The organism is Photorhabdus sp. RM71S (genome assembly GCF_042879355.1).
GTDB lineage: Bacteria > Pseudomonadota > Gammaproteobacteria > Enterobacterales > Enterobacteriaceae > Photorhabdus > Photorhabdus kayaii.
Genome location: NZ_JBHFKV010000052.1, coordinates 1 through 26721 on the forward strand (window position 1 = coordinate 1; position 26721 = coordinate 26721).

The 26721-nt window shown below is 43.0% G+C and carries 24 protein-coding genes and 1 pseudogene; 10 read left to right on the forward strand and 15 right to left on the reverse strand.

Annotation, left to right across the window (positions count from 1 at the left end):
- The 5 genes from ACGF5R_RS19960 to ACGF5R_RS19980 form a co-directional block, all read left to right on the forward strand.
- Positions 1-213: hypothetical protein (locus ACGF5R_RS19960; protein ID WP_387692364.1), on the forward strand; the 213-nt coding region annotated here is incomplete at its 5' end.
- A complete protein-coding gene (locus ACGF5R_RS19965; protein WP_387692366.1) occupies positions 210-485 on the forward strand; it encodes a hypothetical protein in 276 nt (91 codons plus the stop codon). The genes ACGF5R_RS19960 and ACGF5R_RS19965, both read left to right, overlap by 4 nt.
- Positions 469-774, forward strand: coding sequence for a DUF551 domain-containing protein (locus tag ACGF5R_RS19970; protein ID WP_049583061.1), 306 nt, complete (start codon positions 469-471; stop codon positions 772-774). The genes ACGF5R_RS19965 and ACGF5R_RS19970 overlap by 17 nt, the downstream gene beginning before the upstream one ends.
- A complete protein-coding gene (locus ACGF5R_RS19975) occupies positions 764-988 on the forward strand; it encodes a hypothetical protein (RefSeq protein WP_112879811.1) in 225 nt (74 codons plus the stop codon). The genes ACGF5R_RS19970 and ACGF5R_RS19975 overlap by 11 nt, the downstream gene beginning before the upstream one ends.
- 9 nt (positions 989-997) lie before the next feature.
- Positions 998-1321 (forward strand): hypothetical protein, encoded by a 324-nt coding sequence (locus ACGF5R_RS19980; protein ID WP_387692368.1) that lies wholly within the window; start codon positions 998-1000, stop codon positions 1319-1321.
- Between the two features lie 135 nt (positions 1322-1456).
- Here the strand turns inward: ACGF5R_RS19980 and ACGF5R_RS19985 are convergent, their stop codons facing one another.
- Entirely contained in the window at positions 1457-2722 is a 1266-nt protein-coding gene (locus ACGF5R_RS19985; protein ID WP_387692370.1) for a tyrosine-type recombinase/integrase, read from the reverse strand.
- 207 nt (positions 2723-2929) lie between these two features.
- Positions 2930-3490 (reverse strand): annotated as a pseudogene (locus tag ACGF5R_RS19990) (Rpn family recombination-promoting nuclease/putative transposase); the annotation flags it as partial.
- Between the two features lie 936 nt (positions 3491-4426).
- On the opposite strand from ACGF5R_RS19990, the gene ACGF5R_RS19995 reads away from it, so the two are divergent.
- The 3 genes from ACGF5R_RS19995 (at position 4427) to ACGF5R_RS20005 (ending at position 6550) form a co-directional block, all read left to right on the forward strand.
- Entirely contained in the window at positions 4427-5302 is an 876-nt protein-coding gene (locus ACGF5R_RS19995; RefSeq protein ID WP_387692372.1) for an AMP-binding protein, read from the forward strand.
- A gap of 256 nt (positions 5303-5558) precedes the next feature.
- Positions 5559-6005 carry a hypothetical protein gene (locus ACGF5R_RS20000; RefSeq protein WP_387692374.1) on the forward strand — a complete coding sequence of 149 codons (447 nt, stop codon included), beginning with the start codon at positions 5559-5561 and terminating at the stop codon, positions 6003-6005.
- A gap of 44 nt (positions 6006-6049) precedes the next feature.
- Positions 6050-6550: a hypothetical protein gene (locus ACGF5R_RS20005; RefSeq protein WP_387692376.1), complete on the forward strand. Its 501-nt coding sequence runs from the start codon at positions 6050-6052 to the stop codon at positions 6548-6550.
- On the opposite strand, the gene ACGF5R_RS20010 is transcribed toward ACGF5R_RS20005, so the two are convergent.
- Positions 6547-8310, reverse strand: coding sequence for a cytochrome-c oxidase (locus ACGF5R_RS20010; protein ID WP_387692378.1), 1764 nt, complete (start codon positions 8308-8310; stop codon positions 6547-6549). The genes ACGF5R_RS20005 and ACGF5R_RS20010 overlap by 4 nt on opposite strands.
- Positions 8311-8982: 672 nt before the next feature.
- Here ACGF5R_RS20010 and ACGF5R_RS20015 point away from each other — a divergent pair.
- The gene (locus tag ACGF5R_RS20015) at positions 8983-9297 is read left to right on the forward strand and encodes a hypothetical protein (RefSeq protein WP_112878221.1); all 315 of its coding nucleotides are present in this window, start codon (positions 8983-8985) and stop codon (positions 9295-9297) included.
- A gap of 156 nt (positions 9298-9453) precedes the next feature.
- Here ACGF5R_RS20015 and ACGF5R_RS20020 read toward each other — a convergent pair whose 3' ends face one another.
- The 5 genes from ACGF5R_RS20020 to ACGF5R_RS20040 form a co-directional block, all read right to left on the reverse strand.
- The gene (locus tag ACGF5R_RS20020; RefSeq protein WP_105399738.1) at positions 9454-9894 is read right to left on the reverse strand and encodes an OsmC family protein; all 441 of its coding nucleotides are present in this window, start codon (positions 9892-9894) and stop codon (positions 9454-9456) included.
- Between the two features lie 14 nt (positions 9895-9908).
- Positions 9909-10349 carry a DUF29 domain-containing protein gene (locus ACGF5R_RS20025; RefSeq protein ID WP_262981124.1) on the reverse strand — a complete coding sequence of 147 codons (441 nt, stop codon included), beginning with the start codon at positions 10347-10349 and terminating at the stop codon, positions 9909-9911.
- 92 nt (positions 10350-10441) lie between these two features.
- Positions 10442-11650, reverse strand: coding sequence for a tyrosine transporter TyrP (tyrP, locus tag ACGF5R_RS20030; protein ID WP_112878219.1), 1209 nt, complete (start codon positions 11648-11650; stop codon positions 10442-10444).
- A 44-nt stretch (positions 11651-11694) separates the two neighbouring features.
- Positions 11695-13614: a pyridoxal phosphate-dependent decarboxylase family protein gene (locus tag ACGF5R_RS20035; protein ID WP_387692380.1), complete on the reverse strand. Its 1920-nt coding sequence runs from the start codon at positions 13612-13614 to the stop codon at positions 11695-11697.
- Positions 13615-14049: 435 nt separating this feature from the next.
- Positions 14050-15066, reverse strand: a complete 1017-nt coding sequence (locus ACGF5R_RS20040) for an NAD(P)H-quinone oxidoreductase (RefSeq protein ID WP_387692382.1) — start codon at positions 15064-15066, stop codon at positions 14050-14052.
- 748 nt (positions 15067-15814) lie between these two features.
- On the opposite strand from ACGF5R_RS20040, the gene ACGF5R_RS20045 reads away from it, so the two are divergent.
- A complete protein-coding gene (locus ACGF5R_RS20045; RefSeq protein ID WP_240000811.1) occupies positions 15815-16498 on the forward strand; it encodes a hypothetical protein in 684 nt (227 codons plus the stop codon).
- Between the two features lie 203 nt (positions 16499-16701).
- Here the strand turns inward: ACGF5R_RS20045 and ACGF5R_RS20050 are convergent, their stop codons facing one another.
- The 7 genes from ACGF5R_RS20050 to ACGF5R_RS20080 all read right to left on the reverse strand — a co-directional run bounded on the left by ACGF5R_RS20050 (position 16702) and on the right by ACGF5R_RS20080 (position 26362).
- The gene (locus ACGF5R_RS20050) at positions 16702-17472 is read right to left on the reverse strand and encodes a glucose 1-dehydrogenase (RefSeq protein ID WP_112878216.1); all 771 of its coding nucleotides are present in this window, start codon (positions 17470-17472) and stop codon (positions 16702-16704) included.
- A gap of 273 nt (positions 17473-17745) precedes the next feature.
- Complete coding sequence (locus tag ACGF5R_RS20055) at positions 17746-19287, reverse strand: FAD-dependent oxidoreductase (RefSeq protein WP_387692384.1); 1542 nt, start codon at positions 19285-19287, stop codon at positions 17746-17748.
- A 57-nt stretch (positions 19288-19344) separates the two neighbouring features.
- Complete coding sequence (locus tag ACGF5R_RS20060; protein WP_112878214.1) at positions 19345-19713, reverse strand: DUF805 domain-containing protein; 369 nt, start codon at positions 19711-19713, stop codon at positions 19345-19347.
- A gap of 33 nt (positions 19714-19746) precedes the next feature.
- Positions 19747-21024 carry a 4-aminobutyrate--2-oxoglutarate transaminase gene (locus ACGF5R_RS20065; RefSeq protein WP_387692386.1) on the reverse strand — a complete coding sequence of 426 codons (1278 nt, stop codon included), beginning with the start codon at positions 21022-21024 and terminating at the stop codon, positions 19747-19749.
- Between the two features lie 178 nt (positions 21025-21202).
- Positions 21203-21976, reverse strand: coding sequence for a nuclear transport factor 2 family protein (locus ACGF5R_RS20070; RefSeq protein WP_387692388.1), 774 nt, complete (start codon positions 21974-21976; stop codon positions 21203-21205).
- Between the two features lie 15 nt (positions 21977-21991).
- Positions 21992-23422: a gamma-aminobutyraldehyde dehydrogenase gene (locus ACGF5R_RS20075; RefSeq protein ID WP_112878211.1), complete on the reverse strand. Its 1431-nt coding sequence runs from the start codon at positions 23420-23422 to the stop codon at positions 21992-21994.
- A 507-nt stretch (positions 23423-23929) separates the two neighbouring features.
- Positions 23930-26362 (reverse strand): DMSO/selenate family reductase complex A subunit, encoded by a 2433-nt coding sequence (locus tag ACGF5R_RS20080; RefSeq protein ID WP_387692390.1) that lies wholly within the window; start codon positions 26360-26362, stop codon positions 23930-23932.
- Positions 26363-26721 lie beyond the last annotated feature (359 nt).

Here is a 26721-nt window from a genome sequence, read left to right on the forward strand (position 1 = left end):
AAATATCTTGATGAAGGTATGGTTTCAAAAATCATTGTGACCAGCTTTATAACTGAACGCCGCAAACATAACCGTTGTGTCGATGCCGCCCTGTTTATGACATCTGTTCGCACTTCGTCTGTCGGCTTTCTATTAAAGAAAACCGTCATCACAGGCAAAACAACGCACGTATTGCGGGCATACAAAATCCTTTTCAGGGAGAGCGAGCAGTGACGGAAGAACATCACCCGATAACAGATACCGATGATGAACTGGTCAGAACGGCATTCCATATCGACGATGGCAGGGACTATACACAGCGTACCATTCATCGCATGAAACGTAATTTTTACATTCACGAGGGCGTTTGCCCTCCTCTGCCACCAGCGCCACAAGTGGCGAATGTGAAGTTAACACCCGTTAAGAAGACCAAAAAACGTCGCAAATCATGTAATAAAGAAATAAAAAAGGAGTTCACAAGTGGGAAAAATGACATTTGTTGTTGAATATGCCGATGGCAAAGAACCAACTTTTTCCATCAATACCAACATTCTCGGCGGCAGGCCAGTAATTATCTCACTGGGTGACAGAGTAACCCCTGAGTGGATATCGATTGAGGATGCGCTACCTGGTGAGAGGATTGGGAGCAACACCCTTTTAGTAACTGATGCCCAAGGATTTGTTACTTGCGATCGGTTTAATCACCGTGTCGGGGATTTTGAAGAAAACAGATCTAATGTAACTCACTGGATGGAATTACCTGAATCACCAGAGGAGGTGAGTAATGTACTTTGAATACACAGTTGAGGGAGTCAAAGGCAGGTATAAAAGCCACACGCCATATTTTGCCCCGGACAGTATCGCTGAAGATGCGGCAGAAGATTTTTGGCATTCCCACGGCGGATGTGATCATGAATGGCCCTTGAACTTCACAATACTCATCGGTGGCGAAGATGAAGGAACGTACTCTGTTGACGTTGTGCAAACTATCACATTTTCAGTTCAGTGAGGAAAAAGTATGATCAATAATTCATTCCACTTAACCCAAGTAATAGCTTCGGCATGGGGTGATCCATCCTATATCACTGATGCTGTCTGGAATGCCGGTTACAGAAAAGCCGCCAGAACATCAGAAGATATGATATTGGTGACACTTAAAGTCATCGAGGATTCTTATTACAGTGATATTGCATATGAGTATTGGCCCAAAGACTTAGAAGCCGTACTTGCTGCTGAACTGAATTTCCTGATTGATGATTTAGTCTGGTCAGACAAAACAACTCCGGCAACAGTGGCACGAATAATTTTGGAGAACGGTTATCAAAGAGGAAATGAAAAATGAATCAATCGCCATACATCAAAACAAAAGAACTCGCTGATCGGTACGGTGTAACACCACACACGATAAGGTTATGGGCGAGCAACGGGAAGCAAAAGCGGGAAGGCTTCCCGAGGCCCAAGTTTAAATCCGACCAACTTAATTTCCTGCGTCAGGACATTGAGGATTGGGAGAACGGGAAACAATTTTAGTCAGCTTTTCCCACCAGCGAGAATATGCCTCTCTCTGTTCATTCAGGTAGGTGTGCTTATCGTACACCTGCCACACTCCCGGCAGTTTATGACCTATCATCGTTTCAGCGACGTGAGGCGGCGTTAATTCAGAAACCCCGGTGCGCATTGTCCGGCGTAAGTCGTGGATTGACCAGGAAGTGTAAGGATCAAAGTGAGGTGCCATCTTTTTATTGAGAACATCAATGATGTTCGCATGTGATCCTTTATTGAAGGGTTTGCCATCAAATACAGTAAACAAATATTCACTCCCGTGATTTAATTTCTTTGCCTGTTCAATTAATTCTTTAGCTTCGGGAATAATCGGTCTGACAATAGGTTTTTTGGATTTTCTCCCTGTTTTATGGTTTACGGGAGGGACAGTCCAGATATTTTTCTCATAATCAAAATCATTAACTTTAGCTTTCAGTAATTCACCAATACGACACCCAAATAACAGACATAATTTTATTATTAATGCGTTCCGCGGGTTATATCCAGGGGCATCAATAATACGAAAAAGAATCACCAGTTCCTCTTCACTTAATGCCCTTTCTCCCGTGTCAACATCGATATCAATGTCTGTATCGATATCAACAACCTTCCCTCTTAGGTCACTTGATGCTACATCAGACAAAGGGGTTGTATGTGTCATTCCTCGCCGAACAGCCCATCGGTGAGCGGTTTTAGAATAGGTCAATATACGCGTTCCAATTGATGGAAGCTGTTTGGCTACGTCTTCAATTAAAGTAAGCCAGACATGAAGCGTCACCTCGTCATGAGGCAATTTACCAATTTTGGGGAAAACATGAATTTCGAAAGAACGCAATATCTGGTCAGCGTTAATTTTCGAACCTTGCATTGTCGTTTTCCACCACTCCCGGATAAGCTTTTCCACAGTGACCGCACTCAATGCAGATTCTCTGCGAACGCGTTTAACTGTCTTGGGATTTCGATGTTGCTCCAGTTCCCCGCGATAAGAAATCACTGAGTCACGAGCATCTTTTAAGCTCGTTGCTGGATACGTGCCGATATCAATTCGATCTCCTTTACCGTCCCATCGGTATCTAAACTGAAATATAACTTTCCCCCTGGGGGTAACACGAACAGAGAGACCATCTCTATCGGACTTAGTGATCATCTTTTCTTGTGGTTTGCCGTTAATTGAACGCAGCCATGAATCAGTAATTGCCATATTAATTGCCTCAAAAATAATACAGCTCTTAATGTAGTTTATGTACACCGACATGTACATATTTTCCATGACACGAGATGAATATTTATGATTATCACTGACTAAGACAAGCCGAGAAAAAATAAATTTCAATTTAAAATCAATTGGTTAATTTAATTTTCATGACTAAAGATGATCATTAATGTTGAGAGGTGATTACATGAGTGCATTTCGGCAGCGAATGTGTTTTTGCACCAGCTCCATCAGGGCAACGCCTTTATGTGTCAGGATTTCTTCATCGCTGAGCACACTGACGTCCACTAACGGAAACGCCTGACGGTATAAGCGAGCCGCCTGTTCAGGAAGCGTAAAACAATCCAGCCACTGGTTTGAGTAAGGATAAGGACGAACCTCACCATGATAAAACAGCAGAGGCGCCACCAAAGGGAGTTCAGTATGGCCTTTTTTCAGGTGAGCCGCCATGGCTGACATGGCGTAATACATCAACCGCCAGGCCATCAATGGGTCAGGAGTGGATTGATGTTCAATCAGACAGTAGATATAACCTTGTCCCCGAGCCGTTTCAACCGAGTACAGCACATCACTGTGCAGTTGACGTAAATGCCGGTCCACAAAACTGCCGGGTTCCAGTTTCAATGTGGCTAAATCACACAACGACTGGACCTCTTCGGGCAGATAAAGGGATAAAAATTCCCTGGCCGTTTCGGGCTGCGTTAAAAAATGCTTGAATAATGCATCATGGTGAGGCCGTTTTTCTTTCTTTGCCACAATCCGTTTCTCTGTCTTATCAGTTAGTCATCGCCATGCATTGCCAAAGTTATAATATCCGCAACCAATGTACAACATATTATCTACTTAGCAAAAACCGCCGTAAACCTTAGCCCAGTGTGGATGGGGATATCAGGCGAAAAGCCCAAAGGGCTTGAGGGCTGGCTACTCCGGCGTATTCTGACTGGCAACGTACGCTTTTAACGTTTCTCTCGTTGCGCCACCTGCTATACATAATGAAATGAGTATTTTTCAACATAGAAAATTTAGGTATTTTTATTAAAAAATGTCTGAAAATAGTTAGCGAATTCGACTAATGAAAATATTTTTTCATTTTGATATATTATAAGATTAATCTTAATAAAATGAATAAACATTGCCGGCATTAAAACAGCGAGCAAGAAATCATTTCCTCCTATTATACTTACAAATCAAAATGAACATATTGAATTTTGATTTCAATTACCTCAATCATTGTATAAACCAGTAACTCAATAAATGCATTATACATCGTAATCAACAGTGTCACCGCGATAATATAACTGTTATTTACATATTTAAAAAGAGCAAATCCCCGGGAGCATAGCTAAGCACTTACACTGTTTGGATAAGTGAGCTACGGGCATTCAGTCAAGCAGTTAATGAAGGTGTTCTGACGATTTTAGCGTATCGTTTTCGTTCCATTGGTCCTTAAACTCTTTGAAAGCTTAAATATGCACAACACTTTACATATTCTTATGTGTTATCCTAAATTAAAGAACATTGAATTATCAAAGCGGGTTTCACTACAAGGTTAATCAATGAACACCATTTGTCAAATGATTGAAAAAAGAGCATCGGAAAATGCTCGCGAGTTAATTTTCAGGTTCCTTTCTGACGGCGAAAGAGAAGAAGAACAATTGAGCTGGAAGAATTTACACCGGGGTCAAAAAACCATTGCTTATTATTTACAGCAATACTGTCTCACCTGGTGATCAGGTAATAGTTATGCTGCCTTCCGGCCTGCTCTTTGTTCAGACAATGGCCGCGTGCTTATACTCAAGTGTGGTCGCGGTACCAGTGAATAGCGCTCGGCCCGAAGGAAGAGGTTGGGATACTATTCTGAAAATCATAATGGATAGTGGTGCCCGATTAGTTATTACAACCTCAAAACAGGGTGAGAAAGTAAAAGAAGTATTTGCAAAAGAAAGCGGCTTTAATGAAGTAAAGGTAATATCAGCAAATGAATTGATAGAGGCCCAGGAAGAAGCATCTTACCGGGACGGATCAAATTTGGCATTTCTTCAGTACACCTCAGGTTCAACCGGTGAGCCTAAAGGTGTCATGGTTAGTTATGAAAATTTAATCAATAATCTGGAGGCAATAAAAAATAGGTTTGCATGCTCAGAAGAGGGCTGTGGCGTCATTTGGCTTCCACCCTACCATGATATGGGCTTATTAGGCGGTATACTCCAGCCTTTCTATAGCGGCGTTCCGGTTGTACTGATGCCGCCTACCTCAGTGATTCAGCAACCAGCACTGTGGTTAAAAACCATTTCAAAATATAAAGCGACCATTTCCGGCGGACCTAACTTTATATATGAGCAATGTGTTGAAAGAATAAGTGATAAGGATTTGGAGTCTATTGATCTTTCAAATTGGAAGAATGCATTTAGTGGAGCAGAGCCAGTCAAAGCGTATACCGTGGTAATTGATAAAAACAAAGCATTGGCAGATTGCATAAAGACCCTACAGCGGGTGAAAAGAATTTCCGCAGCAGATCTTTCATGCGGAATATTATTTGCCCACGCCGATACAGGTTTTCGCCGTTGAAAGACGAATATATATCTGTCATCTTTCAAGTTGCCTCTTTGTTGGCTGCGCTCACTCACCCCGGTCACATAGTTCTCTATGCTCCCGGGGACTCGCTCCCTTGCCGTCGCGATGCATCTTGAAATCTATAGGGTATAAGTCACTTGGTTACGAAACGGAAATAACACGCCTGTTAGACGATAATAAACTTAATAAACTCAACCTAATTATAATAAAATTATCCGATGGTTTTCTGTCAAATAAGAAATGTGGTTTGATGTCAGCTATTAGAAGTGATATCAAATCTTTCCTACCCGGCGTTAATGATGAAAATTTTTCTAAAAAGAAGGTGTATTACCACGAACGTGATAAAATCCAGCTTGAATGGAGCAGTTCTCGTAAGCCTGTTACCCTATTGGGGATAAAGAAGTTTCCGTCAGAAATTCTTTTAGAAAAAAGTGAGCATCAGCATTTTTTACATGGCTTTTCTGTTAAATATATGCAGGAAATGGCCGTGAAGCATGTGAGAATGCCGTTGTGGTTGCTGCGGTACTTAAATGGATTAAGTCAATATGAGATCCGTGTTATTTCTTCCTATATTGCTAACAAGTTTTTAGAAACTTACTTGGTAAAACTCATTGCTAGTGAAAAAGTTGAAAACCTGATTGTTGGTGGTGGCGTTCATTTCAATGTCAAACTCCACGCTGTGTTTACCGACTGGTGAGTTGAAGCAAGAAATTAACCATTCTTAATGGCCGGGATGACCATATGCCAATAGCCCCTGTATTAAGATCAGAGAATTTGCCGGTTCTCTTTAACATTAAAGAAGTAAACAGAGTAACAGGCTCACTTCATGGCATGATTATTGCGCTAAGTTATAACGATAATATACTTGAAGAAAAATATGAGGGAGTGATGCATAAAATGCATGATGGTAGAACCACTGGCAGGCCGCTTGTGGTCAAATCAGACGTTGATGTCGAAATGCTACAGAAAGTTGAAAATGAAACTGGCTATGCAGCACCTCTTTCAACATTCATGGTTATTCTACAGTTCAGCGGATGCAACATGCATATCACGACTTCGATTATCAGTGCAGGAAAGCTGAAAAAGCGGGTATCCGTAAGCCTTTTCTTATTATCGGCAACTTTTGAAATCCATAGAGTTATAGGTAATCGCCCTTTCATTAACGGTGACCTTTTAGCTGGTCACCGAATTTTTCTATATATTCACAACAGTGTCTCGCATTTAAACCTGTTTTATAGTTAATTGTTTTTTAATTGATGGTGATTATTTGCATACCAAGAAATATAATCATCACTGGATATTGGCGTTTCGATTCCAGCCTTATCCACTCCAAAACTGGAAATATAATCATTTATTCTGTCTGCATGCTGACGTATATATTCAATGCGTCTCTCGTCTATTTTTTTAGATTCTTGTAAATTGATCACTTCACTTCTCAGGAGATTGCTCATGCTACGATGAATCCAGTCGAGAAGATAACCTTCGATGATCATATAAAAATCATCATCATTATTGTTGTGGTATGTATCAATAATGGTCGTTACCACGGATAAAACGGCATATGTTTGGCTTAGTTCTAGAAAATCCCTACTATGCTTATTAAGCATATCTAAATTTATTTTTTTATTGTTACTCACTGTTAATCCATTTAGTTTTTTATATAAAAAGTTCATATAATCATTTAAAATGGGAAATAGATTATGTTGGAAAGATGTTTTTTCTATTTCTTTCATCTTATTGAGAATGATCATCCCTCCGGCTTTTAGTGATAATACAAGGTTATCACCTTCCGAAGTAATCGTACCAAAATTAGATATCAAATAATGGGATATCTTGTTAACAGTAAATAATCCCTGTGCGCCGCAACGCTCACGACAATTAATTAATATTTCTTGTGTACGCCATGTGCACAGAGACTTGGTAGTAATGATTTCAATAAGTAGTTCATCTGAAAACTTAAAGTTTTTAACTGATTCTGATAATATAGCTGAAACTTTTCTTGTTAATTCTCTTAAGTATAACGCATGAGTGATTGTGCTCAGGGTATCCCAAGCAATACCTTCTTTGAAATGAGAATAATTAATTATTGGCATAGCACCTGAGTAACCGAATGTTTTTCGTTTATTTCCATATGTGCTAGTTATATGAAGAGCTGATTTGGCCCCTGTAACTGAGATCATTGCCATGCATAACTTGCCTGAATGTATTCTATTTGTAATTAACGAAAATCTTTCTCTTAATTCTTTAGTATGCAATGATACTTTACCCTCCCTGGTCAGTGTTATCATATTGCCCGCAAGGATCCCTTCAAAAGGAATTTCGACATTATCAAATGAAGTTATTGCGTTATCTAAATAAAGCCCTAGCTTATCGCCAAGTGGAGTAATTTTAACGCCAGGAGTTAATTTTCCATTTGCAGATAGAGGAAGAATAAATGGGAAAATACCATATTTCTTTCCTGATACATTTAACTGAGCCAAAATTACAGCCACTTTAGGTAATTCACAAGGTATGGTATTAGGCATAAATTTATATGCATTTGGGCTAGGTGAATTCAACATGAATACGCCTTTTTCCGGCAGATAATTAGCCTGTGTTTCGATTGCGATTAGATTATTCCCATGAGCTAGCTCAGTCGCCAGATATACTCCAATGGCACGACCTGAACAAAGTTTTTGGTAAAGATCTTCCACATATGGAGTTTGCATTCCTAAGTTAGCGATAGTGCCGATGGCTAAATTAAAATGAATTGATAGCATAGAAACTACAGCGCAATCATGTGGAGTTACAAGTTCATGAAGCGAAACTAATTCATTAAATGGTTTCGTGTGAATATTATTATTTTGAATATACTCAAGCAGTTCTATGAATTTTTTTACTGACGACTGATAATTGTCACAATTGCTTTTAAGTACCGCTACAAGGTTATCAGATACTCCCTCATTTCCTATACCTAAATAAGATTTTAATGTTGATTCTGAATTGCACAATGATTTATTCATATCGATGGAGCCTTTTACTAGAATAATAATATGTATATACCCAATGGATTTCAAGATGCATCGCGACGGCAAGGGAGTGAATCCCCGGGAGCATAGATAACGATGTGACCGGGGTGAGCGAGTGCAGACAACAAAGAGGCAACTTGAAAGATGACGGGTATATTAACTATTTAATAGTGTAATGGGATACACCAGAAATATATACTTCTACGTTAAAAATTTTTTAATAGAAGTGATTTGTTAAAAATTTTTCTTCTTAGAGTCCAGTAGAGAAAGCGATATTAAAACATATTTATCAAGTAAATAATTCATCGTTGTTATTTTATTTAAACAGATGATTAATCATTTCATCTTCATCATAAAAATTATATTGATATAAATAGTTTGTCATGATAATGGATTTTTGTTGTTTTAATATAACTAGTTGGTGAATTGGTTATGAACCATTGTAGGTAGAGGTTTTTTATTATTTCAAACAATGTTGATGTTATTTTTATAGATAAAAATTACCATGTTACTTTTATCAATTACTTAATTTTAATGAAAAAACTTTTGGCATTATTTATCATGTGAGGCACCTATTATATTAATGTGAAGTTGGTGCAAAGATTATTTGCATAATTTACACTTCAAATGCGTCAGATTTTCTTTATTATTAACTAGGAGTAGAATATGAAAAAATTGATATCTATGTTATTTATTTTCATTGGTATGATTAGCGCCCCTGCATTTTCTGCGGAAACGAATAGTGGCATTGTCAGAGTCGCAGAAATTAAAGCTGATTGGGACAATCCTGCACATTATTTTTATACATTCAGTGGAAGCTTAGCCGGTAACTGTGGAAAACCAGGTTATATTTGGTCAGGATCAAGCGCTGATAACATTAACAAGCTATTAAGCCAGGCTTATGCACAGGGTTTAAATATTAAAGTTGGTATAGAAAATGTAAGTTGTAATATAACTACAGTTTACGTCATTAAACAATAGTAATTATTTCTTATGCTGTTATCAATGGGATAAAGAGATAGATAAACATTGATTTACCTAACTTTATAACGAATCCCTCTACTGTAAAGTAGAGGGGTTTTTAAATTAACTTAAATGATTTTTCCTTTTCAGAATTATTTCAACTCAGAATTTATCTTATTCGCAATATATTTCAGTGACAAAACTTGGTGCATTTTCGATAGTATCATGAACCGGGCAGGTTCTATTAATAAAGTCGACAAAGGCATGAATTTCTTCTTCACTATTATCAGCTTTAATATGAAATTTTGTCACTATTTTGGAGAAACCTAATTTCGCTTGTTTATTTCTACCAGTGAAACCATCAGTATCAAGCTCACCTTCCAGATCAACGTGAATATCAATTAAGTTGATTTTGTGCAGTTTAGCAAAAGCCTTTGCTACGATACATTTACAGGCCCCGAGAGAACAGAGTAAAGCTTCAACTGGATTCATCCCCTGATCAGTACCACCTAAATTACGCGGTTCATCCAAATAAAAGGAGAAATCTCTTGATGTACATTCAACTTTCAATCCAGCTACAGATTTTACTGTGGCAGTAAATAATTCTTTCGCCATGATGATCTAACTCCTTAATTGTTTTCCGGATAAAACTCAGGGGACAGTATCTGGGACATACCCCAAATGGATACATCGGGAAACACGTCTAACCCGGTTTCGTTCATTGCTGAGGCAACGGCTTTAGACCAGACAACATCAACCCAATTTGAATCATCTAACTTTGTCTTTAAACTAGGTGATTCTTTTAAACCATAAAGAATCTCTTTTCTTTGCGCTTTAATTGTTCTTTCCCAACTTGTTCCTCTATGACTTGGCTGGTATTTCCATTTTAATAAGTGAGCAATTAATACTGCCATGCAGCTAGCCAATTCACGCTGTTCACTCTTGCCCACGTCTTCGATCTCCTCAGCAATATTGGCTATATCAATCTCAGAGAGTTTACCGGCACGTAATAACGCTGCCTGCTCATTTGCCCAAGCGACCACATCAGTTTCGTAACGGGTATGATTCATAATTGCCTCCGCTAATTAGGTCTATTATGCTAGCAGTCTGTCAGAGAATACGCTTTAGGTCAAAAAAGAACTTATCTTCGATAACCCAGTGTCTACCCTACTTCCGGCAACATTCCACTCACTATGCCAATCTGGATTGCTATTACTGCAATACCGCAGGTAAATACCAGCAAGAGTACAGGTTTACCGCCAGGTACCCGATATCGACGTTCATTTTGTTGACGGGATTTATATGCCAGGAGGCTAGGCAATACTAACGCCAAAATTGATAGCGCGACCGCGGCATATCCCAACGCCATCACAAATCCTTTTGGGTAAAATAGCGCGAAAATCAACGGCGGAACGAAAGTTAACAAACCAGTTTGCATACGCCCGGCTACGCTATTTCTGCGTTTAAACAGATCACCCAGAAAATCAAACAGGCCAAGTGTGACACCGAGGAATGAGGTTGCGAGCGCCAGGTTGGCAAACATTTGTACTGCAAGCTCAGTTTTCGGTGAAGCAACAACTTCGCGAATGCTGTGTAATAAGCCATTCAACCCTGCGTTTTCAGCTAAGATATCGACGAATGTGCTGGAATTAATACTTCCGAGTGTCGCCAATTGCCAGAGGATATAAGCAAGTAGCGGAATTGCGCTGCCGATGATAAACACCCAGCGGAGTCGACGGATATCGCCATCCATATATTTCACAATACTGGGAACACTACCGTGAAAACCAAACGATGTGAATATCACAGGAATTGAAGATAGTATTAATCCTTGTTCTAATGGCATGGTCAGTAAGTTAATATGCTGAACATGCGGCATCATCATCCCCAACATCAATACTAGGAAAATAATTTTTGCACTGAAAATAACCCGATTAACCATATCTACTGAACTGGTGCCAATACAAACAACTCCTCCGCCAATCACTGTAAACAGGATAACACCTGCTGAGGCAGGAAGAGATAGATTCAGCCATTTGTTGAGGCTGACTGTCAGTAATTCCCCGGCGCCGCTAATATAGGCTGATGTTAATGCATACATTAGAAACATCATGCTGAAACCGGCTAACATTTTGCCACCGTTGCCAAGATAACGTTGAGCAAGTGTCCCTAACCCCGTATCAGGGGATTCATATTGGTAAGTTTCAACCAGCAATAACGCGGTGTAACTCATCAAAACCCACAAGCTAACCAACATGATCAAACTTACGCCAAATCCTACACCGGCGGTTGCTAATGGCATGGCCAACATACCAGCGCCGATGGTTGTTCCTGCTATGATAAAAGTACTGCCAAAAGTACGGTTCTTCACGTTTTTTCCCTTCGAATCAACAGCAAATATTTAATAATAGAAAATCAGGCCACTTTCTTTTTTTCTTCTTCATCAACAATTTGAGTCAGTTTTTGAATAAAAATTTTCTGGAGCCTTTCCCAATACTCGTCAAAATCGTCAGCATTATGTAAACAGTGAGTCATCACAGCAGCACGTAAGACATATAAACTGTGGACTTTCTGCCATTCTTCTTGGGCAAAACCGCAACGTTCAACATAATGCCAGGGAGTATCACCATACTCTTCATAACTAAGGGAGGTGGAAGAAGTCAAAAAATCATTGGTATAAGTGCGTCCAGAGGCATATGAACAAAGTTCGTACATCCGTTTATTAAGACGATTATGATGCATTAAGTCATCATTTCCTTGCTCTTTAAAAGTAAAATTGACCATATGGAAATCAGGATTCGGCATGGCATGAATTTCAAACCGGCGTTTATCAACAACCAATGGTTCTGTGGTTAAAAGTTTTTTAACCATCCAATTGGCCGTTACAATACCGGCAGCAATTACTTTTCCGTAGCCACTGATATTAAGTGGAACCAATCGATGCGCAGCCCAAATTGCGGCGGCGATAGCTCCGGCTTTAGATCCCTCCATAATAGAAGCACCGAGCACGACACGCCGGTTAACGGTTTGATCCTGTTGAGTATCAACATCTTCAAAAACATAAGCTGCACGGTAGGAAATTAGGTCAACAATACGCCTATCTTTCATACATACCGCACCGGCTGCATATTGAATAAATCCAACTTTGTGAGGATCTACGGTGATTGAATCAGCCTGACACATGGCCCGGAAACTTTGATAAATTTCAGGTTTAGGCCAAATAATATCTTCCGGAATGATTGCCAATTCACGATAACGGCGGATAAGTTCATCATATTCCATAAACTCTCCCCGCTCATTAAGGAACATTGCGCTGGCATAACCTGCATAAGCAGCATCAATATGCACATAAAATGAGACGCCATAACGCTCTTCACACTCTTTACGCAACGCAATAACTTCATCAACTCGATCAATGGCACCCACTTCCGTAGTTCCAACTACGGTTACCATAGCTAGAATAGGTTCTCCCTGCTCTATCAGACTGAACGTAATTTCACGCATTTTTTCAACATCGGTACGATAATTTGCATCGACCGGCAATGGCACAATATGCTGTTGACCAATCCCTAGAACATCCATTGCTTTCATCCATGAATAATGTTTCGACTGCGGCACCAAGACTTTGCCAAACATTCCCTGTTTTATCCCAACACCACGGCAAGAAAGTTCACGAACTTCTTCGAAAATGCCCCGCTTTTTTAATTCATCCGTTAAATCCAGAATGTCTGATGGAGATATATTCAACAGTTGTTGTTCTGATTTATTTGCAACCAAATCACTGGATTGCGGGTGTTGTGCCATAGCAAGAGGAATGGTTTTTAAATTACGTGCAACCCATAGCCCTTCATAATTGGCGACAGTTCCGCCCGATGTGATATGTCCCCAGGCTCGGCGAGGGTCATAACCAAACATCTGACATAAATCTAGTCCTGCTTCAATTTCTAGCTCCGTTGTTGTCGGTGATGACTCGTGGGCACAATTGTTCGGGTTGTACATCATAGCCATAACATAAGCGAGATTGGAAACCATCAAGGTATCGGCATTCATATGCCCCATATAACGAGGAGAAAACCAGGGAACAGAGGTGTTTTTCAGTTTGGCAGATAGCTGGTTCAGAATACCTTCTGTCCGATAAAGGGTTTCTCTATAATCAGGTGCGTAACGATCAACTGAGGTTACCAAGGCGGGATCTTCTGGGTGAAAATCAGAACGCCAGTGCATGTGCTCACTTACGGCATATTCCATCATTTCTCTAAAAAAAACCGCATTTTCTGATTTAGGGCCTAAAAACAACGCATCAATGTTTAAGTGCGAAGTAAACTGTTTGGTCATAATCACATACCCTTTTCCAACTAACAAAAACGGCTGTCAGCAACAGAGAGATTTATTTGTTAATGAAATTACTATCATCCTCTGATAGGCAGACAGAAAATTATATGCCACCTAACTTATCAATAGCTGGTCATACCTCATTATTCCAGATATTCAGAAAAATCTATCAGGTGTAATAGATCAATCATTAACATATCTATAAATGATCATTTTTTAATAGATATAGACTATATTTGTTAAAATATTAACAATGACGTTGAATATAAATTCTGATTTTGTGCGCAAGGACAAAGAACGAATAAAAACCAATCAAAAAATAGAGATTTATTTGTCATTAACCTTATTAAATATAGGTGTTTATTCTAACGCGAAGAGGTTAGTAGATAGAATGCAGGGCTACAAGTTAAAATAGCCCTGATTTAAGCAGAAGTACTATTAAGATGATACATTTACCAGCATAACCTTGCCGATAACATCACCGGCTTCCATCATTCGATGCGCATCAGCAGCATCTTTCAGATCAAATACTTTACAAATTAGTGGACTGACTTTCCCTGATTTCAATAATGGCCAGACCTGTTGTTCCAATTCCCTGGCTATCTCTGCTTTTTCCTCTACACTGCGAGAACGTAATGTAGAACCTGTGTGAGTCAGACGTTTTAGCATTAAGGGCATCAGATTAAGATTTTCAGGGTCTCCTTTCATCATACCAATTTGAATAATTTTCCCGAATTTAGCAGCAACCTTATAGTTTTTATTGACATAATCACCACCGATTAAATCAACAACCATATCAACCCCATGATTACCTGTGATTTTCAATACTCGATCAACAAAATCTTCTTTATGGTAATTAATAACAAAGTCAGCACCTAAACTGTGTGCAACTTTAGCTTTCTCATCAGAGCCGACGGTAGTAATAACTTTGGCGCCAAAGGCTTTTGCTAACATAATCGTGACACTACCTATCCCAGAAGTACCACCATGAATCAGCAAATTTTCTCCTTGTTTCAGTTTACCAGTCTGAAAAACATTAGCCCAGACGGTAAAAAAGTTTTCTGGCAATGCGGCTGCCTGAACAAAATCCAAGCTATAGATGGGTAAGGCAATGGAGTCATGTACCAGACAATACTCGGCATAACCGCCTCCGGCAACAAGGGCACAAACTTTATCACCAAGGTTCCAGCGTTCACAACCTTCACCCTTGGCAACCACCTCTCCTGCAATCTCCAAACCCGGTAATGGTGATGCATCAGGGGGTGGTGGGTAAGAACCCATTCTCTGAAATATATCAGGCCGATTAACACCTGCCGCCGCTACTTTTACCAACAAGTAGCCTTTTCCTGGCCGCGGCAGCGGAACCTGAACCAGATGCAATTTCTCCGGGCCTCCGGGCTTAATAATGCTGATCGCTAACATATATTGGGGCAATGAATTAATTTGGCTATGCATATATACCTCTTATTTCTTTTGACGATCCTTTTTATTGGGTTATGTTTAATATGATAAGTGAGATTTAAACAGGTTTTTCCATTTTGCTAGATAACTTGGCATTTTAAGGATCAGTTGTAACCTTGCCTAAGTCAACTAATATTCACCATTTTTGCGATTGAACTATCGGTAGATAATCTTAGTAAATTTCAACCTCCAGTATCCACATCCACTTCGATTTTTCTTTCAGACCTGGTGACGTATGGATCTTAACCGGAAAAAACGTCAAATATCTCAACGCTATAACAGTGAAATTTAGCATTTCGCCCATTACCAGACAGATCGTTATAATTCATCCTACAAATTTTCATAGCTATCCTCTTATAATATACCTGCGAGTTGTTTTCAGTCTGGAATTGATTAAATTATTATGCTCTTTTCCATAGAGTATGTTTTCGTATAGTTGGATTTTAATACTATAATAAGGTTCACTTTTATCTGGAAAACTTCATTTTAAAATAAATATGGATTATGACTATCGTCAAAACTGCAAAATAAACCGATATTAACTCTTCATCTCTATACTTTGAAACTTTTTCACAAACGATTAAAAATATAGAAATATCAAAGTAGTAAAAGGAAAACTGTACTGAGTTAGCGCATCACCAACTAATATGACTGTTTAAAAAGAGATTGGTGAAAAAGCTTTCCTATCTTACAATTTCCTATAAGCTAATTTTCAAAATTGTAAAATACCATTGAGGTGCTAATGGAAACATCAGCAAAACAACCCAATGACCGGACAGTAAAACTGAAAAGCGGATTTGATCAGTCTGAACTGGTCAAAGCACGCATCATCAATCTTGCTGATCATTTTATTAATGTGCTTAAAAACAAAGATTCAGAAAGTATTTCCCAGTTGTTAACCTTCTCTGATGATGAATTTTGGACAGAAGTCAAAGGACGAGCTAACTATATTGAAATAGTGGCAAATATCACACCGGAAAAGAAGGAACACGAAGAATTTATCGAAACTAGAAACGCTTTTCTTGCCCATCTTGGGGAATATGGTGGTGTTTATAAGTCCAGTAAGGTTGCTGATATATTAGGAGTGACCCGCCCAACAGTAAATAAGTATGGTGAAAATCATAAACTCATTGTATTAAATTGGGGAATAGAGAATTTATATCCTGTATTTCAGTTTTCGGTAAATAAAAAAACTAGCAATAAAGGATATTTAAAAGGTGTTCCAGAAATACTGGCTAATCTAGGTCCAGTCAGTGGTGTAAAAAAGTGCGGTTTTTTCCTGCGTAAAATCAAGACATTTAATCTTGGTATCGATCTGGCTGAATCCACGATGGTACTGGATATCCTCAGAAATGGCGCCTCCAATGATGAAATTGCTCAATTGGTAAAACTGGCGAAAATGTTCGGTTCTGTTGATTCTATATAAAAAATTCCAGCATATATACCCTATAGATTTCAAGATGCATCGCGGCGGCAAGGGAGCGAATCCCCGGGAGCATAGATAACGATGTGACCGGGGTGAGTGCAGCCAACAAAGAGGCAACTTGAAAGATGACGGGTATAATTGAAAAACAGCCATTTTACCCTACCCTCCTTTGGAATATATCAACTGCTCAAAAATGCGTGTTCTCACAGTACTACCGTTTGTCCGCCATCGACTAGCAGTGATACGCCGGTTATAAACGATGCGAGATCCGATCCTAACCATACGACCGCATTTCCTACCTCTTCCGGCTCTCCCAATCTTCGGAGAGGCATCCTTTCCCGTAACCCATCAAACATTTTCGCCACTTCCGGCGAGGAAAGAGGAAGTGCTGTATTGATCAGTCCTGGGCAGACTGCATTAACACGAATACCTGACGGCCCGAAGGCATCGGCCAGTGCAGCCACCATCATATTCACGCCAGCTTTGCTAGTGGAATAGGCGGTTGTAAGTTGTCCTGTTCTAATGGACCCCATACTTGACGTTGCCACAATACTTCCGCGTTTACCTAGTTTTATCATCTGTTCAGCAGCAGCTTGTGCGCCAAATAGAACGCCATCCAAGTTGACCGTAAGCAGCTTGTGAAAATCATCTGCACTAATCTGTGGGCCATCGGTAGCTAATGCAATTCCTGCATTGCAAGCCATCAGATCAACACCGCCGAACGGTGTAGCGACATCGACCAATGCATCCATCTCGCTTCGCGAGGTGACATCACACCGGTGGAATATGGCTTTTGTACCAAGCGAATTGAGACGCTGAAGCACTGGTGTTCCTCCCTCTCGAGGCTGATCAGTGATATCGCCAATAATTACGGTTGCTGCGCCATGACGCGCCGCAGCTAAAGCAATGCCTGCTCCGATGCCACTTGCGCCGCCAGTGACAATGACAACCTTACCTTCTAGCATACGGTCCATTTGATGTTCCTCATTAGTATCGCGTTATCACAGGCGCTATTTGAGATATTTATTGACCCAGATCATGGGGCAGCATATACCCAATGGATTTCAAGATGCATCGCGACGGCAAGGGAGTGAATCCCCGGGAGCATAGGTAACTATGTGACCGGGGTGAGCGAGTGCAGCCAACAAAGAGGCAACTTGAAAGATGACGGGTATAAAACACACATATAATCATTAACCAATGCAAATATAACCGACATTGGCTCCCGAAACCCTACGCCCTGTTGCTCAGAACGAAACTATCTCTGCCGGATTAAGCGTACTTATCACTCCCAGAATACCTTTAGCCAACGGAATGGCTACCGGAGAGAGATAGGAACCCAGCGGGATACTCGCGTGGGCAATGGAGGTAAGCATGGTAAAGTCGTCGTTGCGTCCGGTAAGATCGTCACTGATAGCTTTGCCAATGCGCACCGTCTGCGCCACGCCATGACCACTCCAGCCATGTACCATATACACGGGTACTCTGTCGCCGCTCTTGCGGGCATCGGTGGCACCGTTTAGGGTCAGATCGCTGATCCCGCCCCAAGAATATTCTAGTTCGGCTTTTTCCAACTGCGGGAACACGGTTCTGATACGCTCAAGCAGATAGTTGTTCACATCACGCGGTGACCAAGAATTGCCAGTACCCTGTCCACCGAACAGCAGGCGGTTGTTGCGCACCGCACGATAGTAGTCGACCTGTAACTGTGTATCGTAGACCGGCAGATTCGACGGGATCAGCTCTTTGACATCCACTGGCAACGGCGGCGTTACCGCTACGTAGGAGAAAAAAGGCACCGTGGTGGAAGGGCCAGAGATAAACTCACCCGTGGAGACATGCACACCCAACACCACAGCTTTACTTGCCCTGATAGTTCCCCGCTCAGTTTCTACGACTGTACCACCAGCATCCTGCCTGATGCCCTTTACTTTCGTGCTGTCATAGATTCGCCCACCCAGTCTGGCGAAACCATAAACCAGGCCACGCAACAGTGCCAGAGGATGAACCTGCCCACCGATACTGTCGACATTTGCTCCATGGTAGATGCCCGAACGCACATACTCTTCCTGCAATTCGTGCGGTCCGATAACCTTCATCGCCGTGTCTCCCAGTTGACGCCGGGCATCGGCATTAGCCACCAGCGGCCCCATGTGGCCTGCGTGCACCGCAACAGTGATATGACCATATTTGCGGTCACATTCGAAACTATAACGCTCACGGAGTTCATCCACGAGATTCATCGCTTCAACAGAGGCAAAACGCCATAAGCGTTTAGCCTCATCGAATGAAAGTTTTTCCAGTATGGTTTTAGCTTCCCAGCGTGCAAGCCCAGGGGTTATCTGTCCCCCGTTGCGGCCAGAAGCGCCTGAACCAATGTTATCCTTTTCAACCAGAATCACGTCCACTCCCGCTTCAGCAAGATGCAATGCCGTGGAAGCACCCAGCAACCCACCGCCGATAACCACAACCTCGCAGTTCTGGTCTTCAGGCAGGCTTCCAAAAGTGGGCCAGTCAGCCAAAGAAGCTTCATAATAATTGGCTGGCATGGTGCCAGCAGCAGCGTCTTTATGCCAGCTCCAGATGCGCGGATCCAGCCCCAACCGGCTGGCTCTATGCTGTGCATCCTCCAACAGTGTTGGCCGGAGCTTATCAACTTTGACGGCCGGAGCATCGGCCGCGGTTAAGGTCCTGGCGAGCAGGGATAAGTTGGGAAATACGGATGAAAGCACTCCTGCCCCCGCGAGCGTCGCGACGGTAGAAATAAAGTCTCTTCTATTCATTGTCATTTCAACACTCCTGTCATGATCTTGAAATCACCTGCTGACTTGGTCTGGAGAGTTTCCCTATGAGTGAGTCCGGCTCTCTGAGCTGTATTTATTGCTGCCAGGGCTCCCTTTCAGGCCGGCGAGAATCAGCAGGATAACAGTGCCGATAAACGGTATGAGATGCAGCAGTAACCACCAAGCGCTACAGTTGATGTCGTGCAGGCGGCGGGCATTCACTGCTAGCGTGGGCAAAAACGTGAGCAGCAAATAGACAGCGCTGAACCAGCCCATATAAATTTCAGGATTGGCAACGGCAAAGTAGCTTTCAAGGAAAGAGATAATAAATACAGCCAAGATCTGGAACAAAAAAAAGTACCAGAACTCCTTACGCCTGGCTCGCCCCCTGAAACATGCATAGTTCTTTAATACATTTAAATACCAGTGCATTGTTATCCCCTCTTGTGAGGTAGCAGATTCTATCTATTGTTCAGTCAGATCGAGCAGCACAGACTCCAGAATGTTGAGCGCTTCATGAAAAACGTTATTTTGTATGGTCAGCGGCGGAAGGAAACGGATCACGTTGCCGTGTACACCGCACATCAGTAGGATCAGACCACGCTCCAGCGCTTTCTGACGTACCGCGTTGGTAAAGCTGGCATTGGGTTCCTGACTGTCCGCATGGTTAAACTCCACCGCAATCATCAGCCCGAGCCCTCGCACGTCAGCAATCTGCGGGACACGCGGTCGCAGTTCATGCAGACGCTGTTTTAGCTGCTCTCCCAGCTGTGTCGCTCGCGCATTCAGCTTTTCTTCTTCGATCACATCCAGCACCGCATGGGCGGCTGCAATCGCCACCGGGTTACCGCCATAAGTTCCCCCCAGACCACCAGGCACTACAGCGTCCATCAACTCTGCCCGTCCCGTTACAGCCGCCAGCGGCAAACCGCCCGCCAGACCTTTCGCCATAGTGGTCAGATCGGCAACAACCTCATGATGCTCCATGGCAAACAGTTTGCCCGTACGCGCGAAACCAGTCTGGATCTCATCGGCGATAAGTACAATGCCGTGGCAATCGGCGATCTCACGCAGCGCTTTGAGCAGCTCGGGAGGAGCAGGATAGAAACCGCCTTCGCCTTGTACCGGTTCGATGATGATGGCCGCGACGCGCGTGGGCTCAATGTCGGCTTTAAAGAGATTTTCCAGCGCATTCAGCGTTTGTTCCACACCAATGCCATGCAGCCCGACCGGAAACGGAACATGGTAAACGTCGTTAACCAATGGGCCGAACCCCATTTTGTACGGTGCAACTTTGCCAGTTAATGACATACCGAGGAAGGTACGGCCATGGAAAGCGCCGCTGAAAGCTACCACGCCACTGCGCCCGGTAGCGGCACGCGCGATCTTCACGGCATTTTCCACTGCCTCGGCCCCGGTAGTGACAAAGACGGTTTTCTTCGCAAAATTACCAGGCACCAAACGGTTCAGACGTTCGGCCAGCGCTACATAATTTTCGTAGGGCACCACCTGATGACAGGTGTGGGTAAACTGTTCCATTTGTTCTCTGGCTGCCGCGATGACGCGCGGATGGCAGTGGCCGGTATTCACCACGGCGATACCGGCGGCAAAATCGATATAACGTTGCCCTTGAACGTCCCAAATTTCAGCGTTTTCTGCACGCTCCGCATAGACTTGTGTGGTCACGCCCACGCCTTTTGCAATAGCCGCGTTGCGTCTTTTGGCTAGCATAGATTCAGTCATAAATGAAAACTCCTCAGCAATCTGAAATAAGCGAGCTTCAACAGACAGACGCCGGATGTGAATAGCTATCCAAAGCTGGTAAAAGTAACCGATCCAGCGTCGAAACCAGCATATCTGCCTGTGTATGGGCATCCGGTTGCGGCGCTACCGCAAGCTTCGCGCTGGGTATCGATCAACTCTAAAAAATACCGTGGCGATGCAGCGCTTTTGCATCCTCCGGTACCGGGGTGATAGCATCCCAAAGTTCGGCCACTTTGCCGTTCTCAATGCGCCATAGCTCGAAGTAGCTGTGACGCGCTCCGACGATACTCCCCTCCGAATGGGTCAGAACAAACTGCCCATCGGCTACCGTACGGTGAATTTTAGCGTAATGCAGGCCCTGCCCCTCATCCCTGAGTTGCTCAAGAAACGAGATGAGTGCCGCCGTACCATCGGGAATATCGGGGCTGTGCTGGCGAAACAATTCACCATTAGTGTAGTTTCCAAGCTCTTCGTAGTGACCCTCGATCAGGGTACGTGTAAAAAAGTTGACCACCAGCTCGCGATTCTTCTCTCGGTCATGGTCATGGCCTGCTTCAGTCGGGCCGTCTAACTGAGTTCGGCCACTGACGTTAGGTGCAGCCTGCGGCACCAGGCCGTCCCAGTGCTCTACGATTAAGCCGTCGGCAACCCGGTACAGATCGAAACCAACCAACGGCCAGTCGTCTAATCCCGTAAAACGACCATGGATGGCGACTAGATCACCATCCTGCAATACACGATACGTTTCGTGGCGCAGTTCGGGATGTGTCCAGACCAGCTCACGTAATCCGGCAAGGCCTTCTTTGACCAACGGGGAATGTTCGATGAAATGCGGCGCAAAATAACGCTCAAGCGCCCCTACATCACGGTCAGTAAACAGCTCGTGGTGCGCACGCGACACCAAGTCGCGTGGAGATCTATTCTGAATCATTGCGGATGTCCTGTGTCAGTCGTTGGAACTCATCACGTGTTTGATACGCGTATATTCATCGAAGCCATAAGCCGACAGATCTTTACCATATCCGGAACTCTTGAAGCCGCCGTGCGGCGCTTCTGCCGTAAGAGGAATATGGGTGTTAATCCAGACGGTACCGAAATCGAGTTCACGTGACAGGCGCAACGCGCGGCCATGGTCGCGGGTCCAGACACTGGAGGCCAGTCCGTATTTCACGTCGTTAGCTTTCTCTATGGCCTCCTGTTCATCGCGGAACTTCTGCACCGTGATAACCGGGCCGAAAATCTCGGTCTGGATTGCTTCGTCGTGCTGTTCCAGACCGGTAATTACCGTAGGTTCAAAGTAGTAACCCGAACGTTCGGCCTGACGGCCTCCGGTCTCGATACAGGCATGCGCGGGCAAACGTGCAATGAACCCTTTGACCTGCTCCAGCTGACGAGCATTATTGAGCGGCCCATACAGCGCCTTTTCATCTTCCGGATAGCCAAAGCGGGTAGCTTTAGCTGCCGCCACCAGTTTGGCGACGAAGGTATCGTAAACAGAGTCATGCACCAGCACACGCGAGGCTGCCGTACAATCCTGACCCGCATTGAAATATCCCGCGGTAGCAATGGTCTCTACCGCTTTGTCCATATCTGCATCGGCGAAAACAACCACTGGCGCTTTGCCACCTAGCTCCAAATGTGCTCTGGTGAGATTAGCCGCCGCCGAAGAGGCAACCTGCAAACCTGCGCGCACGGAACCCGTGATGGAAACCATAGCTGGCGTTTTGTGTGAAACGACCAAAGCACCCGCGCTGGCATTACCCAACACCACGTTGAATGCACCTATAGGAAAGAACGGAGCGGCCAGTTCAGCCAGCAACAGAGTACTTTCCGGCGTGGTATCGCTCGGTTTGAGTACCACGGTATTACCCGCTGCCAGCGCAGGCGCTATCTTCCATACTGCCATCATCAGCGGGTAGTTCCACGGCGTGACTTGCCCCACCACGCCCAGTGGTTCGCGCCGGATGCTGGTCGTCATATCAGAAAGATATTCAGCAGTCGCTTTACCTTCCAGAAAACGGGCGGCGCCAGCGAAGAAACGGATATGATCCACTGAAGTCGCAATTTCCTCAGAGGCAATCAGATGCTTGAGCTGCCCTGTATTGCGGCTTTGCGCTTCGATCAGACGTTCAGAGTTTTTTTCCACCGCATCGGCTAATGCCAGCAACGCCTGCTGACGTGCTGACGGTGTACTGCGCCTCCAGATCTTGAATGCCTCTTTAGCCGATGCATAAGCTTCATCAACATCCGCTACAGTCGCGTTAGGAGAACACGCATAGATTTCACCTGTGACCGGGCTTACTAGGTCAAAATATTCGGAGCCTTTAGATTCAACATACTGACTATTAATGAAATGCCTGAGCGTTGGTACCGCCATGGTTACCTCCTGATAGATGGGATAACATAAAATATAACCTATAACTTAATATGTTCAATTTTTATATAGATGTTAATTTTTCAACTAAAAAACAAAAATAAAAGAGTAATTAGATACATAGATGTACCTCTCGACACTCCTGTTCAGGAAAATATGCCGATCTGTGAGCAGGATCGATGATTTTTTTAACTTAAAGAAAAGGTTTGGGGGCTATTTCTCGGCAGGATTATTTACAATCGAGTTAATATCAGAGATTGCTCAATTTGCAACATCAATATTAAAAAACGAAGTCTGAGAGAAATTACGTTAAATAACTCGCGACTGAAGTCGCAGCCTTTTAACTGCGACTACGGCGACGAGCCTTATTATTCTATACCCTATGGATTTCAAGATGGATCGCGGCGGCAAGGGAGCGAATCCCCGGGAGCATAGAGAACTATGTGACCGGGGTGAGTGAGTGCAGCCAACAAAGAGGCAACTTGAAAGATGACGGGTATATACATTCACTCATGCTTTATTGACCTCAACCAATAATGTTTGATGAGAGTTTCCGTGTGCAAGCGGGGTTTTACGGGATGATGTCAGCACATTGACACAACCTCCCCAATCAACACCATTTTTATCCGGTTGCCACCATGCGCCGGTCGGCATTGCCACTACGCCGGGGATAATACGTTGAGTTACCTCCGCCGGGATCATAGAAACACCGCGATCATTAAATACCCGAACTAAATCCCCTTGTTTAATTTTGCGTTTTTGCGCATCCAATGGATTAATCCATAACCTCTGGGTTTGTACTTCCTTTAACCAAGGATTTGAATATTGGGTTGAATTAGAGCGGTTTTTCCCTTTCCAGGTAATTAATTGCAACGGGTATTTTTCAGTTAATTTATCCTCCGGCCCTTCGAATGCAGGTATATAATGTGACAATGCAGGGATTTCAGGATGTTGCATGTCGTATAGACGCTTAGAAAATATCTCTATTTTTCCTGAGGGTGTTGGAAATGGATGATTTTCTAGGTCACGAATATTTTTTTCAAAAGCGACATAAGGCGGTATTTTGAAAAGATGTTTGTTTGTCCGTTGTAATTCCTCAAAAGTAGGTAAATTTTCTTTTGGCATAGCTCGACGATTAGATTCCATAATATGAGCTATCCACGCTTTTTCGTCACGACCTTGGCTGAATTCCTGTTCAACTCCCAGCTTTGCGGCCACTTCACGTATCCATTCATAATCAGAACGCCGTTCGAATTCAGGTTCAATCAATTTTGATGACAAAATGAAATAGCTGCCGGTGCCCCAAGGATAGGCAATATTCCAGCGTTCCATAAAACTGGTTTCCGGCAATAAAATATCGGCATATCGGGTGCTTGGTGTTAGATAAAGATCACTGGAGACAATAAATTCAATTTTAGATTCATCTGCCAATATTTTTACTGCCTGATTAATATCCGGGTTTTGATTTGCAAGGTAATTACCGGCCAGTGAGAATAACATACGGATATTGGTATTCAGCTTATCTGCACCAACTAAACCATCTGCCGGAGTAACTTTACTGGCATCATCGGCTGCTTGGACCCAGTTCATTACAGAGATTTTTTCTTTTACCGGGTTTTTACCAAGATCAAGTCCGTAAAGATATTTATTACCCGCAACACTACCGAAACCGGCTGCCCATCCCCCTTTTTTACCCACATTACCGGTTATTGTGGCTAAAATTGTTGAACCACGTGCAACACGTTCACCACAGATATGACGTTGTGGCCCCCATCCCTGAATCAGAGCCGCGGGTTTCGTGCCGGCATATTCGCGGGCAAGTTGACAAATGATATTTGCCGGCACTTTAGTGATTTTTTCAGCCCATGCCGGTGTTTTTACAATGCCATCTTTAGCGCCTGTCAGGTAAGCAACCAAAGATTCATTGGCAGGAACGCCATCCGGCATGTTGTTTTCATCAAAACCAATCGTATAGCGATCAATAAACCCTTTATCGTGCAAATTTTCACTGACAATCACATACATCATTGCATCCATTAATGCATTATCAGTTGTTGGCAGCAAAGGAATCCATTGGTCAGCCAACGAGGAAGCAGAATCAGAATAACGGGGATCGACAACAATAAATTTGGTGCCGTTTTTTTTCATCTTCTGGAAATAGTGATTGGTGTGACCAAAAATAGTTTCAGCCGGATTATGGCCCCAAAGGATCACCAACGGGGTATCTTCTAAGGTATCCAGTGTGCTACCCGAAGTTGCCACACCGTAGGTATAGGGCGTGGCTGCCGCGGTATTGCCCATACTCACGGAATGGTAATATTGTAAATGTCCGCCGGTAATATTGAGTAAACGACGTAACATTTTATCACCTGATGATACACCGCCAATTATCGCGGTATTAACGCTAACATAGCGGCAAGCTGGGCCATATTTCTCAGTAATGCTTTTTAGCTTATCTGCAATAATGGTTGTCGCCTCATCCCAGGAGATTCGTTCAAATTTTCCTTCTCCCCGCTTACCAACTCGTTTCATCGGATATTTTAAACGATCAGGATGATAAACAAATTTGCGATAGCCCTTGCCGCGGACACAAGCTCGCATGATCGGCATTGCTTCATCGAGTTCATGATCAGGTCTGGTGGTTATACGGGTGACAACGCCTTCTCGGACATGTGCTCGGATATCGCATCTTCCTCCACAATCAAATGTACTACAGGTGGGTATGACTTTCGTTTCACTTGTATCAATAACATTAATCGGTAGTGAGTTCTGGTCTGTTTTCTCGCCGGCGGTTGTTTGGCGGGTAGAAACAAAGGGAATAGATATAAGCGCCGCACTCGCTTGAATAAAACGACGACGGCTGGCCCTCAGGTCATTATTCTGTTCATCGGCTTCATCACTTATTTTTTTATGTTTCATATTAGCCTCCACATTGCATCTCATCCGTTGAATGTTATTTAGGAAAAAGGGTTTAAATGCTGATATACCCGTTATCTTTCAAGTTGCCTCTTTGTTGGCTGCACTCATTCACTCCGGTCACATAGCTCGCTATGCTCCTGGGGATTCGCTCTTTTGCCGTCGCGATCCATCTTGAAATCTATAAGGTATAGATCACATTTTATTGAAAATTTTTGCTAAATCTGATTAATAAATTAACGCTGAAATGAATGCCTTAAAATAATTCATGTGATGGGTAGATTCACATAATAAGTGCAACATCGTTAATCTGGAAGTAAACATGTTCGTATTCCCTTAAATAATTCATTCGGTGTTTTCCCACCCCGTGTTTTTCGGGGGCGATT